This is a genomic window from Lautropia mirabilis, assembly GCF_900637555.1.
GTDB classification, from domain to species: Bacteria; Pseudomonadota; Gammaproteobacteria; order Burkholderiales; family Burkholderiaceae_E; genus Lautropia; species Lautropia mirabilis.
In genome coordinates, this window is sequence record NZ_LR134378.1 from 2794205 (window position 1) to 2807990 (window position 13786).

The 13786-nt window shown below is 66.7% G+C and carries 10 protein-coding genes; 6 read left to right on the top strand and 4 right to left on the bottom strand.

Going from position 1 to position 13786, the window contains the following annotated elements; genetic code table 11:
• Positions 1 to 3: 3 nt before the first annotated feature.
• A complete protein-coding gene (locus EL249_RS11460; protein ID WP_005672203.1) occupies positions 4 to 1035 on the bottom strand; it encodes a cytochrome b561 domain-containing protein in 1032 nt (343 codons plus the stop codon).
• A gap of 192 nt (positions 1036 to 1227) precedes the next feature.
• Between EL249_RS11460 and leuS the strand changes: the two genes are divergently transcribed.
• The 6 genes from leuS to EL249_RS11490 all read left to right on the top strand — a co-directional run bounded on the left by leuS (position 1228) and on the right by EL249_RS11490 (position 8734).
• On the top strand, positions 1228 to 3891 hold the full coding sequence (gene leuS / locus EL249_RS11465; protein ID WP_005672201.1) for a leucine--tRNA ligase: 2664 nt from the start codon (positions 1228 to 1230) through the stop codon (positions 3889 to 3891).
• Positions 3892 to 3912: 21 nt separating this feature from the next.
• Positions 3913 to 4464 carry an LPS-assembly lipoprotein LptE gene (locus tag EL249_RS11470; RefSeq protein ID WP_005672199.1) on the top strand — a complete coding sequence of 184 codons (552 nt, stop codon included), beginning with the start codon at positions 3913 to 3915 and terminating at the stop codon, positions 4462 to 4464.
• Between the two features lie 11 nt (positions 4465 to 4475).
• Entirely contained in the window at positions 4476 to 5546 is a 1071-nt protein-coding gene (holA, locus tag EL249_RS11475; protein WP_005672197.1) for a DNA polymerase III subunit delta, read from the top strand.
• A 135-nt stretch (positions 5547 to 5681) separates the two neighbouring features.
• A complete protein-coding gene (locus tag EL249_RS11480; RefSeq protein ID WP_005672195.1) occupies positions 5682 to 6959 on the top strand; it encodes a glutamate-5-semialdehyde dehydrogenase in 1278 nt (425 codons plus the stop codon).
• Between the two features lie 2 nt (positions 6960 to 6961).
• A complete protein-coding gene (locus EL249_RS11485) occupies positions 6962 to 7402 on the top strand; it encodes a CopD family protein (RefSeq protein WP_005672193.1) in 441 nt (146 codons plus the stop codon).
• A 57-nt stretch (positions 7403 to 7459) separates the two neighbouring features.
• Positions 7460 to 8734, top strand: coding sequence for a THUMP domain-containing class I SAM-dependent RNA methyltransferase (locus EL249_RS11490; protein ID WP_005672191.1), 1275 nt, complete (start codon positions 7460 to 7462; stop codon positions 8732 to 8734).
• A gap of 183 nt (positions 8735 to 8917) precedes the next feature.
• On the opposite strand, the gene pflA is transcribed toward EL249_RS11490, so the two are convergent.
• The 3 genes from pflA to EL249_RS11505 form a co-directional block, all read right to left on the bottom strand.
• Positions 8918 to 9805 (bottom strand): pyruvate formate lyase 1-activating protein, encoded by an 888-nt coding sequence (gene pflA / locus EL249_RS11495; RefSeq protein WP_211208432.1) that lies wholly within the window; start codon positions 9803 to 9805, stop codon positions 8918 to 8920.
• Between the two features lie 7 nt (positions 9806 to 9812).
• Positions 9813 to 12095: a formate C-acetyltransferase gene (pflB, locus tag EL249_RS11500; protein ID WP_005672185.1), complete on the bottom strand. Its 2283-nt coding sequence runs from the start codon at positions 12093 to 12095 to the stop codon at positions 9813 to 9815.
• Positions 12096 to 12395: 300 nt separating this feature from the next.
• Positions 12396 to 13760 carry a glycerophosphodiester phosphodiesterase gene (locus EL249_RS11505; RefSeq protein ID WP_232002019.1) on the bottom strand — a complete coding sequence of 455 codons (1365 nt, stop codon included), beginning with the start codon at positions 13758 to 13760 and terminating at the stop codon, positions 12396 to 12398.
• Between the last annotated feature and the right edge of the window lie 26 nt (positions 13761 to 13786).

A 13786-nucleotide genomic window follows, 5' to 3' on the forward strand; every position in this document is an offset into this window, starting at 1 on the left:
ATTCTAACGGGCCGTGTCCTGCCCTGGCCCGGTCTCGGCGGCCGCCCGATCGTGCCCGGACACCTGCTCGGGCGCCTCCGGAAGGGTCTCGGTCGTCGGCTCAGGCACGGACACCTGCGTCGCCGTGAACATTTCCTGTCGTTCCGACGCTTCGAGCTTTCGTCGTGCTGCCTCCTGCCGATCGGAACGCCGGCGGCGGGTGGTGCGTTTCTGCCGGCGGCGCATGACCTGGCCGCCCCAGGAGAGGCGGCGGTATTCCTCTTCGGTATAGCGATGCAGGCCGCCGCCCAGGCGGGGAATGCGGTTGCCCGGATGCGCCATGCTGGGGCCCCAGCGCGCCTGGTAGCCATCGACAGCCCGCCCCTGGCGCTCCCAGCGCCAGGCCATCAGCGCCAGGCACGCCCACCAGGCCAGGGTGGCCAGGGCCAGACCCCGGGGCACGTTCACATGCCAGTAGCCGGTCATCACGTTGGCAAACAGCGCCAGCATCAGCCCGTAGCCCAGCCAGCGGTGGCCATGCTCGAAGATGCGCCGGCGCCGTGTCATGTCGTAGTGATCGCCCGGCACGTCGTGCAGATGCACCAGCGTACGCGGCTGATGCCGCCCGGGGCCCCCGATGCTGCCCCGCAGGGCGATGTTGACCACCAGCAGGAGCAGCACGGCCATGACGCCCCAGCCCATCCAGGCATGGGGATGCGCCAGATGGCTGGCCAGCGACATGCCCTGAAAGGCCATGGCCACGCCCGCCACCAGGCACAGCACGGCGGCCACGCCACACAGGCCATGCACGCGCTGCCAGCCGCGGTGGTTGATGATCCGGGGCCAGTCCTGGCCGGGCACGATCTTCCAGTAGCGTGCCGCCAGCACGGCCACCGGCACCAGCACGGCACCGGCCGTGCCCATCAGCACGCCGTGCCAGAAATCCACCGGGTTGACGTCGTCAAGCGGCCCGGTGTGCAGGGGCGCGCGCAGCCAGTCCAGCCAGCGGGTGAGCTGCGCCAGCAACCAGGGGGGCAGATGAAGGAAATCCAGCATGGGGCGGATGATACTGAACCCCGGGTATCGGAATGCGGAAAATCCGGGAAAAACCAGCCTGCCGCAGCCCGGGTTGTGGCGTCGATGCCGGTGCCGCATCCGCCACGCATGCCGGCTGTGCTCCGGGGACGCGATAGAATCAGGGGTTTACCGTACTCACCTTCTTCTCCTGGCCAAAGAGCCACGCCCCCCATGGACGAGCGTTACGACCCACGAAGCATCGAATCCGAGGCCCGCGCCCACTGGCAGCAGACCAACGCCTACCGCGCCGTCGAGCACGACCCGCGCTTTCCCAAGGGCAAGTTCTATGCCTGCTCGATGCTGCCCTACCCCTCGGGCATCCTGCACATGGGGCATGTGCGCAACTACACCATCAACGACGTGATGTACCGCCACCTGCGCATGAGCGGCTACAACGTGCTGATGCCCATGGGCTGGGACGCCTTCGGCCTGCCGGCCGAGAACGCGGCGCTCAAGAACGGCGTGGCCCCGGCCAAGTGGACGTGGGACAACATCGCCTACATGAAGCAGCAGATGCAGCCGCTGGGCCTGTCCATCGACTGGTCGCGCGAAGTGGCCACCTGCAGCCCCGACTACTACAAGTGGAACCAGTGGCTGTTCCTGCGCATGCGCGAGAAGGGCATCGCCTACCGCAAGCATGGCACCGTCAACTGGGACCCGGTCGACCAGACCGTGCTGGCCAACGAGCAGGTGGTCGACGGCAAGGGCTGGCGCTCGGGCGCGCCGGTGGAAAAGCGCGACATCCCGATGTACTACCTGCGCATCACCGACTACGCCGGCGAGCTGCTGAAAGAAGTGACCGAGCACCTGGAGGGATGGCCCGAGCGGGTGCGGATGATGCAGGCCAACTGGATCGGCCGCTCGGAAGGCGTGCGCTTTGCCTTCGAGCACGACATCCGTGACGAGCAGGGTCAGCCCATCGACGAGGGCCGGCTGTACGTGTTCACCACGCGCGCCGACACGATCATGGGTGTCACCTTCGTGGCCGTGGCCCCCGAGCACCCGATCGCCCGCGTGGCCGCAGCCTCCCGTCCCGCGGTGGCTGCCTTCGTGGAAGAGGCGCGCACCGGCTCGGCGATGGAAGCCGACCTGGCCACGATGGAGAAACAGGGCGTGGACACGGGCCTGGTGGTCCGCCATCCGCTCACCGGCGCTGACGTGCCGGTGTGGGTGGGCAACTACGTGCTGATGAGCTACGGCGACGGCGCGGTGATGGGCGTGCCTGCGCACGATGACCGCGATTTCGTCTTTGCCCACAAGTACGGCCTGCCCATCCGTCAGGTCATCAGTGTGGACAACCAGCCCTACGACACGAACCAGTGGCAGGAGTGGTATGCCGACAAGCAGAACGGCGTCTGCGTGAATTCCGGCCCGCTGCTGGACGGCAAGGGTCACCAGGACGCGGTGGACACGGTGGCTGCCCAGCTGGCCGACAAGGGTCTGGGCGGCAAGCACGTCCAGTACCGTCTGCGTGACTGGGGCATCTCGCGCCAGCGCTACTGGGGCACCCCCATTCCCATCATCCACTGCGAGAGCTGCGGCGAGGTGCCGGTACCCGACAAGGACCTGCCGGTGGTGCTGCCGGAAGATCTGGTGCCCGATGGCAGCGGCAACCCGCTGAACAAGTCGGAAGCCTTCCTGAAGGTGGACTGCCCGTGCTGCGGCAAGCCGGCCCGGCGCGAGACCGACACGATGGACACCTTCATCGATTCGTCGTGGTACTACATGCGCTACTGCTCGCATGACAACAACGAGGCGATGGTCGATGCCCGCAACGATTACTGGATGCCGATGGACCAGTACATCGGCGGCATCGAGCACGCCGTGCTGCACCTGCTGTATGCGCGCTTCTGGACCAAGGTCATGCGCGACATGGGGCTGGTGAAGTTCGACGAGCCCTTCAAGCGGCTGCTCACGCAGGGCATGGTGCTCAACCACATCTACCAGCGGCGCACGGCCAAGGGCGGCATCGAGTACTTCTGGCCGAAGGATGTGGAGAACGTCACCGACGCGCAGGGTCGGGTCGTGGGCGCACGCCTCAAGAGCGACGGCTCCGAGATCGACTACGCCGGCATCGGCACGATGTCCAAGAGCAAGAACAACGGGGTGGATCCCACCTCGCTGATCGAGCGCTTCGGGGCCGACACGGCGCGCCTGTTCGTGATGTTCGCCAGCCCGCCCGAGCAGACGCTGGAATGGTCCGACAGTGGGGTGGAAGGCGCCAGCCGCTTCCTGCGCCGCTTCTGGGCCTTCGGCCATGCCCAGCGCGACGTGGTGCGTGGCGCTGCCGACACCGTGGATGCAGCCGGCCTGTCCGAGGCGTGGCGTGACCTGCGCTACGAGGTGCACACGGTGCTGAAGCAGATCCAGTACGACTACGAGCGCCAGCAGTACAACACCATCGTCTCGGGTGCCATGAAGCTGCTGAACGCCCTGGAAGCCGCTGCACAGAAGCAGGCCCCCACGGCCGCCGCCGATGCCGCCGCGCTGCGCGAGGGGATGTCGATCCTGGTGCGCAGCCTCTACCCGATCGTGCCGCACATCGGCCATGCCCTGTGGCAGGCGCTGGAGCTGGGACGCGGCTTCGAGGGTCGCGAGATCATCGACGCCCCGCTGCCGGTGGTGGACGAGGCGGCACTGGTCAAGAGCGAGCTGGAGCTGATGCTGCAGGTCAACGGCAAGCTGCGCGGTTCCATCCGCGTGCCGGCCGATGCCGACAAGGCCGCCATCGAGCAGGTGGCAGCCGCCTCGCCCGAGGTGGCCCGCATCGGCGAAGGCAAGACGCCCAAGCGCATCATCGTGGTGCCGGGCCGTCTGGTGAACGTGGTGCTGTAAAGGCCTCAAGGAGAAAGCCGCATGTCCCGCCTTCCCGACACTCGCCCCCTGGCCGGCACCACCCGGCGCGGATGGCTGCGGGGACTTTCCCGCAGCGCGCTGCTGGTCGGCCTGGCCGGGCCGCTGGCGGCCTGCGGCTTTCACATGCGCCGCGCCACGCAGCTGCCGTTCAGCACGCTCTACACCAACCTGGCGCCCAACGGCAGCATCGGCCTGGCGCTGCGCCGCGAGCTGTCGCACAGCGAGGGCACCGAGCTGGTGACCGACCCGAAGAAGGCCGAGGTCCGGTTGATGATCCTGCAGGAAGTGCCCGAGCGCGAGGTCGTCGCCTACTCGTCCGAGGGGCGCGCCCGCGAGTACGAGCTGCGATTGCGGCTGCGCTTCCGTGTCGAGGATGCCAAGGGCAACGACCTGATTCCCGAGAGCGAGATCACGCTGCGCCGCGAGATCTCCAACGCGGACAACCAGCTCACGGCCCGGGCCGACGAGGAAGCCATGCTCTTTCGGGACATGAGCAACGACATGGCCCATCAGCTGCTGTGGCGGCTGGCGGCCATCCGGCCGGCAGAGTAAGCGCCCGTCCCATGGGCCAGCGCATCAGCACGCCGGCGCAGCTGCGTCAGGCCATCGGCCAGGGGCTGCCACCGCTCACCTGGGTCAGCGGCGACGAACTGCTGCTGGTCATCGAGGCGGCCGACCTGGTACGTGCCAGGGCCCGCAAGCTGGGCTTCGAGGAGCGCGAGGTGCTGGACATCGACGCGCGCTTCGATCGCAGCCGTCTTGTCGAAGCTACCCAGTCCACGTCGCTCTTTGCCAGCCAGCGGCTGATCGACCTGCGCCTGAACACCAAGCCCACCCGTGAACTGGGCGATGCGCTGCGCGAACTGCTGCCGCGGCTGGACGACGGCACCCGCGTGCTGGTCTCCAGCGCCCATCTGGAGCGCGCCACCACCAGCACGGCCTGGTTCGAGGCTCTGGCCAAACAGATGCTGTGGGTGGAGACGCCGCGCATCGACGCGGGCGCCCTGGGCAAGTGGGTGACCGAGCGGCTGGCCGCACAGAAGCAGCAGGCAACACCTGCCGTGCTGGCGCTGATCACCGAACGCACCGAAGGCAACCTGCTGGCCGCCCACCAGGCCATCCAGCGGCTGGGCCTGCTGCTGCCTCCGGGCGAGCTACCGGCCGAAGCCGTGGCCGAGATCGTGCTGGACAGCGCCCGCTTTGAACTGTTCGGCCTGGTGGATGCGGCGCTGGCCGGCGACCCGGCCCGTGCCGTGCGCATGGCCCGCTCGCTGGCCGCCGAGGATGCCGCCATGCCCCTGCTCTGCTGGGCACTGGCCGACGCGATCCGCAAGCTGCTGCGCATCCAGCAGGCCCTGCAGATCGAGCGCGTCGCTCCCGCCCAGGCCATGCGTGCCGCCGGCGTGTTCGGCAAGCGCGAGGCCATCATGCGCCAGGCCCTTCGTCGCCTGGATATCCAGACACTCGGACACCTGCTGCAGCAAGTGGCCCGGCTCGATAGAATGACCAAGGGTGTGGGCGGAACCGGTCCGGCCGCCGATCCCTGGTTCCACGCCGAGACCCTGCTGGTCGCGCTGGCCGGGGGGCACCTGCCCGGCCCGGTCGAACTGTCCGCCGCGCTGGCCGATGACTGAAACGTCCTGGATGCCGGCGGTCACGTCCCGGCCACGACCTTTCGGTCAGCGGCGCCCGGCACAGCTGCCCCACGGGTCGCATGTGGCTGCTGCGGCGCATGGACCTTCCCTCTGGCTTCTGGAGCTTTCCGATCCATGAACACACCCGACATGGCCACCTACATGGCCAACCTGGGGCGTGCCGCCCGGCACGCCAGCCACGACATGGCCCGGGCCAGCACGGCCATCAAGAACCGCGCGCTGCAGCAGCTGGCCCATGAGATCGATCGCAACCGCAGCCTGGTGCTGACAGCCAACGGCCAGGATCTGGCCAGCGCGCACAGCGCCGGCCTTGACAGTGCCTTCATCGACCGGCTGACGCTCACCCCCGAACGCATCGACGCCATGGTGGAGGGGCTGGCACAGATCATCGCCCTGCCCGACCCGGTGGGCGAGATCAGCGAGCTGCGCCAGCGTCCCAGCGGTATCCAGGTGGGCCGGATGCGCGTGCCGCTGGGCGTGATCGGCATCATCTACGAGTCGCGCCCCAACGTCACCGTCGATGCCGCAGCCCTGTGCCTGAAGGCGGGCAACGCCGCCATCCTGCGCGGTGGCTCGGAAGCCATCCACTCCAACCGCACGCTGGCCGCACTGATGAGCGAGAGCCTGGCCCGCACGGGGCTGCCACCCTCGGCCGTGCAGCTGGTGAGCATGACCGACCGCGCAGCCGTCGACTACCTGATCCGCGACCGCGAATCCGTCGACGTGATCATCCCGCGCGGCGGACGCTCGCTGATCGAGCACATCAGCGCCGAGGCGCGCGTTCCCGTCATCAAGCATCTGGACGGCATCTGTCACGTCTACATTGATGATTCGGCCGACGTGGACATGGCGGTGCGCGTGGCCGACAACGCCAAGACGCAGCGCTACGCTCCCTGCAACACGCTGGAGACGCTGCTGGTGCATGAGGCGATCGCGCCCGAGGTGCTGCCGCGCCTGGGCAGCATCTACCGGATGAAGCAGGTGGAGCTGCGCGTCGACGAACACGGCGCCCGGCTGCTGCAGGAAGCGCAGATCGATTCGGTGCCCGCCACCGAGGACGACTGGCGCACCGAGTACCTGGCGCCGATCCTCGCCATCCGCGTGGTGAAGAGCCTGGATGAGGCCATTGCACACATCAACGAATACGGTTCGCACCACACCGATTCGATCATCACGCAGAACCATGCACACGGCATGCGCTTCCTGCGGGAAGTGGATTCCGCCTCGGTGATGATCAATGCCTCCACCCGCTTTGCCGACGGCTTCGAGTACGGGCTGGGTGCCGAGATCGGCATCTCCACCGACAAGCTGCACGCCCGGGGTCCCGTGGGTCTGGAGGGTCTCACCTCCCAGAAATACGTCGTGTTCGGCCACGGCGAGATCCGGACCTGAACATGGGCACGAACCTCTATCTCTGGACCAAGGTCCTGCACATCGTGATGGTGACGAGCTGGTTTGCCGGGCTCTTCTACCTGCCACGCATCTACGTCAACCTGGCGCAGGTCGATCCGAAAGGGTCGACCGCCGAATACCAGCGGCTGGTGGGCATGTCGCAACGACTCTACCGCTTCATGCTGCCGCTGGCCACGCTGGCCGTGCTCACCGGCCTGGTGCTGTACGTGGGCTTCGGCATCGGCATGGGGGCGGGCTGGATGCACGTCAAGCTTGCCTGCGTGCTGCTGCTGATCGGCTACCACCACGGCTGCGGCCGCCTGCTGAAAAAGTTCGCGGCCGAACAGCGTTCGCACTCCGAACGCTGGTTCCGCGTCTTCAACGAAGGCCCGGTCATCCTGCTGCTGATCGTGGTGGCGATGGTGATCATCAAGCCGTTCTGATCCTCTGCTGCCCTCCTCTGCGCTGCCAGCCCGGACTCCTCCCAGCCCCCTCCTTTCATGATCGCCCTTCGCCCTGCCAGCCGCCATGCGGCCGAACCCGCCCGCAACAGGGCTGACCGACGAGACGCCCCACGACGAGACGCCCCCCCGCGCGACGAGGCCCCCACCTCTCCTTCGGCCGGCACGTTCCATTATTTCTGTCCGTGCCCGCGCGGGCTGGAAGCGGCGCTGGCCGACGAGCTGCGCGCCCTGGGTGCCCACGACATCGACACCCGGCCGGGCGGGGTCGGCTGCCGGGGCGACCTGAAGCTGGCCTACCGCATCAACCTGGAAGCACGGCTGCCCAGCCGCGTGCTGCTGCGCCTGCTGGACGCAGCCTGCCGCAACGAGCACACGCTCTACCGGCTGTGCAACGCCCTGGCCTGGGAAGACTGGTTCGATGCCCGGCAGACGATCCGCGTGGACGTGGTGGCGCAGCGCTCGCCGCTCCGAAGCCTGAACTTCGCCACGCTGCGCATCAAGGACGCCATTGTCGACCGCTTCCGCGACCATGGCGGTGAGCGTCCCTCGGTGGACACCCATCATCCGGACGTGCGCATCAGTGCCTTCCTGACGGCAGACCGCCTGCAGCTGTACCTGGACCTGTCAGGCGAGCCGCTCTTCAAGCGCGGCTGGCGCCACAGTGCCGAGAACCGAGTGGCGGCGCCCCTGAAGGAGAACCTGGCCGCCGGCCTGCTGGCACTGTCGGGCTGGGACGCCCGCCAGCCGCTGCTGGACCCCTTCTGCGGCTCTGGCACGCTGGTCATCGAGGCTGCGCAGATCCTCTGCGATCACGCACCGGGGCTCAATCGCCGCTTCGGCATCGAGCAGCTGCGCCTCCACGATGCCGCGCTGTACGACGGGCTGGTGACGGCACTGCGCGAGCGTGCCCGCCAGGGGATCGGGAAGGCACCGCGCGGCCTGATCCGCGCCAGCGACCTGGATCCGCACGCCATGCGCCTGACGGCCGAGAACCTGCAGACGCTCGGCCTGCCCGATGACCTGGTGGCCATGCAGACACTCGATGCCGTGGATGCCCAGCCAGGCGGCGACACGCCGGGCGTGCTGCTGGCCAACCCGCCCTACAACGAGCGGGTGAGCATTCCGGTGGAGCACTGGCGCGCCATCGGCGCCACGCTGCGCGAGCGCTTCGGGGGCTGGAAGGTCTTTCTGCTGACCAGCGACCGGGGCCTGCCCGGCCAGCTGGGCCTGCGCGAGGATCGCAAGACGCCGCTCTTCAACGGCGCCATCGAATGCCGGCTGTTCGAGTTTGCAATGCGCCAGCGGGGCTAACAGGGCTACCCAGGGATCCCTTGAGGTCCTCTGAATAAGTCCCGCGAACCGGCGCGCCACGGAACGGGATGCAGGACAAGGCGACATTTGCTGTCAATAGCGGCGCTATTGACAGCAAATGGCAACGCAGTCATGCGCCCGTTACGGGGATGCGACGGCCGCGGGGACTTGTTCGGAGGATCCCTAGACAATCACGGCCTTGCCGTAGCCTTCCAGGATGCTGCGGACGCGCTGCACGGTTTCCTTGGGCGGGGGATGCACGCCCTTGAGCTTGTAGTCGTCGCCGCACAGGGCCCACTTGTGGGCGCCCAGCTCGTGGTAGGGCAGGATCTCCACCGTATCCACGTTGTCCATGGGGGCGATGAAGCGGCCCAGCAGATGGGCTGAACGATCGTCGTCGGTATAGCCCGGCACGACCACATAGCGCACGCGTGTCTTCTGCTTGCGCCTGGCCAGGTGCTGGGCAAAGGCCAGCGTGCGCGTGTTGGGAATGCCCACCAGCACGCGGTGGATGTCCGGATCGATCTGCTTGAGATCGAGCATCACCAGGTCGGTGTGGTCCAGCAGCGTCTCCAGCACTTCGTCGTAGTGCAGCGCGTAGCCGTTGGTGTCCAGACAGGTATGGATGCCGTTCTGGTGACAGGCCACGAACCAGTCCCGCACGAACTCGTACTGCAGCAGCGGCTCACCCCCGGTGGCCGTCACGCCGCCTCCCGTGGCCTTCAGGTAATGACGGTAAGACATCACCTGCTTCATCACCTCGGGCACCGTCATCTCGCGGGCCTTGTCGCTCTGCAGGTCCCAGGTGTCGCGGTTGTGACAGTACAGGCAGCGCATCAGGCAGCCCTGCAGGAACAGGACATAGCGAAGCCCGGGGCCATCGACGGTACCGCAGGACTCGATGGAATGGACGAGTCCGGTTCCGTGGTAGCCCCGGTGAAGATGCGGATGCTTCGGCGCGTGGGCAGCCGCTTCGAGATCCGCCTGCGGCACCAGGGGCACCACAGGCGGGGGCGCCGCCCGCCCGGAGGGGGCGGCCGTGCCCGAAGGCACGTCGGCCGGTATCGTCACGCGGTCCTCACATCGAGGCCGTGAAGGTGCGCGTGACCACGTCCTGCTGCTGCTCGCGGGTCAGCGAGTTGAAGCGCACCGCATAGCCCGAGACGCGGATGGTGAGCTGCGGATATTTCTCGGGATGCTCCATGGCGTCCAGCAGCGTCTCGCGGTTGAGCACGTTGACGTTCAGGTGCTGACCGCCCTCCACGCCGTCCTCGTGATGGAAGTAGCCATCCATCATGCCCGACAGGTTGCGCTCACGCGAGCCCTCATCCTTGCCCAGCGCGCCGGGCACGATGGAGAAGGTGTAGGAGATGCCGTCCTTGGCGAAGGCAAAGGGCAGCTTGGCCACCGAGCACAGCGAGGCCACCGCGCCGCAGACATCACGGCCGTGCATCGGGTTGGCACCCGGACCGAACGGTGCACCGGCGCGGCGACCATCCGGCGTGTTGCCGGTCTTCTTGCCGTAGACCACGTTGGAGGTGATGGTGAGCACCGACTGGGTGGGCATGGCGTCGCGGTACATCGGATGCGAGGCCACCTTGGTCATGAAGCGGCGCACCAGGTCACAGGCGATGTCGTCGACACGGTCGTCGTTGTTGCCGAACTGCGGGTATTCGCCCTCAATCTGGAAGTCGACGGCAATGCCCTGCTCGTTGCGGATGGGACGGACCTTGGCGTACTTGATGGCCGACAGCGAATCCGCCGCCACCGACAGGCCCGCCACGCCGCAGGCCATCGTCCGCTTCACGTCACGATCATGCAGCGCCATCAGCGCAGCCTCGTACGAGTACTTGTCGTGCATGTAGTGGATGATGTTGAGCGCCGTGACGTACTGGGTGGCCAGCCAGTCCATGAAGCTGTCCATCCGTGCCATGACGGTGTCGTAGTCCAGCACCTCGTCGGCGATCGGCTCGACCTTGGGGCCGACCTGCATGCCGCTGGTCTCGTCCACGCCGCCGTTGATGGCGTACAGCAGCGTCTTGGCCAGGTTGGCGCGGGCACCGAAGAACTGCATCTGCTTGCCGATGACCATCGGGCTGACGCAGCAGGCGATGGCATAGTCGTCGCTGTTGAAGTCCGGGCGCATCAGGTCGTCGTTCTCGTACTGGATGGACGAGGTGTCGATGGAGACCTTGGCGCAGAAGTGCTTGAACGCCTCGGGCAGCTGCTCGGACCACAGCACCGTGATGTTGGGCTCCGGCGACGGACCCATGTTGTAGAGCGTGTGCAGGAAGCGGAAGCAGTTCTTCGTGACCAGCGTGCGGCCGTCCAGACCCATGCCGCCGATCGATTCGGTGGCCCAGATCGGGTCGCCCGAGAAGAGCTGGTCGTATTCCGGCGTGCGCAGGAAGCGCACCATCCGCAGTTTCATGACCAGGTGGTCGATGAGTTCCTGCGCTTCCACTTCGGTCAGCGTGCCGTTGTGCAGGTCACGCTCGATGTAGATGTCCAGGAAGGTGGCCACCCGGCCGAACGACATGGCCGCGCCGTTCTGCGACTTCACGGCAGCCAGGTAGGCGAAATAGGTCCACTGCACGGCCTCGCGGGCATTGCGGGCCGGGCCGGAGATGTCGAAGCCGTAGCTGGCGGCCATTTCCTTCATCTGGCCCAGCGCCTTGTGCTGCTCGTTGATTTCCTCGCGGCGGCGGATGGTCTCTTCCAGGTTGCGGCCAGCTTCCAGATCGGCCTGCAGCGAGTTGAACTGCTCGACCTTGTCTTCCATCAGGCGGTCGATGCCGTAGAGTGCCACGCGACGATAGTCGCCAATGATGCGGCCCCGGCCATAGGCGTCGGGCAGACCGGTCAGCACGCCGGACTTGCGGCAGCGACGGATGTCGGGCGTGTACACGTCGAAGACGCCCTGGTTGTGGGTCTTGCGGTACTTGGTGAAGGTCTCGACCACCGTCTCGGACAGCGGGGTCTCATAGATGCGGCAGGAGTCCTGCACCATCTTCAGGCCGCCAAAGGGCATGATGGCGCGCTTGAGCGGTTCGTCGGTCTGCAGCCCCACCACCTTTTCCAGCGACTTGTCGATGTAGCCGGGCGCGTGGCTGGTGATGCCGGAGACCGTCTGGGCGTCGATCTTGTAGGGGGCGTGGGTCTTGTTCTCGACCTTGATGCCCTCCATCACCTCAGCCCATAGCTGTGTGGTGGCCTCGGTCGCAGGCGCCAGGAAACTGCCATCCCCGGTATAGGGGGTGTAGTTGCGCTGGATGAAATCACGAACGTCGATCGTCTCTTCCCAAGGACCGGCCTTGAAATCGGCCCAGGCTTCGGGGTGTGCATTTTTGGGGGCCAACATATCGAACTCCTGTTTCCGTGTTTTCTTTGAACCGATCTTTGAATTCTTGTTATATGAACAGCATAGCACTTATGCAATTGCATAAATTATTTATTGGTTTCATGACGTGGGATATTGAGCACTCATCACCCCGAAAAACGACACCCATCACCCCGGAAAATGCAAACGGACCCATCAGGGCCCGTTCGTCGGAAACGGCCCACCAAGGAGCCGTCATGCCATCTGGCGGCCTCCCCCCCGAGCGCCGCCCCTTCCTGCCGGGATCACATCCATGCCAGGCCGGATGCCCCCGGGAAAGGATCACTCATCACGCGCCTGACGCGCCACGTCCGGGAAGTCGCTGAACAGGCCATCGACCCCCAGCTGATAGAAGCGCCGATATTCGGCCTTCGGATCACCCTGATAATCGGACAGCAGCCGGCGCGGCTCGCTGCGGAAGGTGTACGGATGCACGAAGAGACCGGCCGCGTGGGCATCCTTCACCACCCGGGTGGCCGGCAGCGCCACACGGTCGCGTTCGTCGATCAGCCCGTCACGGTTCAGGTCCACCGGCTTGCCATCAGGCCCGATCGTGAGCCGCGACGGAATGATGTAGGCCTTCCACGGACCGATGCCGTCGGCATAGGTGCGGATCTCGGCCAGGCCCTTCGGCGTGAGCAGGTCCTGATAGGTCCGGCTGTCCTTGGCCAGGGTGAAGTCGTAGGGCTGGCCCAGCGGCAGCGACTGGTCCACCGAACCATCCGGGTTCTGGCCGGAGCCGTCGATGAGCTGCACGAGCCGCACCTGGGTGCGCGGACGCAGCGCCTTCAGGTTGCCCACCTCGAAGGACTGGATGATGACCGGGGAATCCTTTTTGGTGTAACCGTAGCGGGCCAGCGCAGCCAGCAGCTTGTCCTCGATGGGCAGGCCCAGCGAGCGATGGTAGGTGCTGTGCTTGATCTCGGGATAGATGCTGATGGTACGCCCGGTGCGACGGCTCTGGTCGCGGGCCAGCTTCAGCACTTCCTCGAAGGTGGGCACCTTGTACTTGCCGTTGTGGCTCTGATCCCGTTCTTCCAGGGGCTGCACGGCACGCAGCGTGCGCAGCTCGGCCAGCGTGAAGTCGCTGACGAACCAGCCCTCTTCCTCGACACCATCGACCGTGCGCTTGCGCTTGCGCTTGGCAAACTCGGGATGGTCCTTCACGTTGGTGGTGGCCGTGATGTTGGGCTCATGCCGTACCACCAGCACGCCATCCTTGGTGGAGACCAGGTCCGGCTCGATGAAGTCGGCCCCGCTGTCGATGGCCCGCTGATAGCCCGCCAGCGTGTGGTCCGGCAGGTAGCCCGCCGCACCGCGGTGCCCCAGCACCAGAGGCTTCTGTCCATTCAGCGTCGGAAAGCGCCCTGCGCTCGCCGAAGCACCCGCAACACCGGTCAGTGCCCCGGCGCTGGCCACCGCCACGCCTGCCTGGGCTGAGCCGTCCTCGACAGCACCCTGCGCCGATTCAGCCGCCGTCTGGCCGCCAGCCGAAGCCCCCGACGCCATGGCCTGGGTCTGGCCGGCACCGGTACGTGCGGCCTGGTCGTCCATCTGATAGCCGCTGCTGCTGGCGCAACCGGCCAGCGCCAGCACGGAGGCTACCGAAATCGCCACGACCCGTGGCCGAAGAACGCGTGAATTCATGACTGTTTGCTCCCGGATGAAAAACA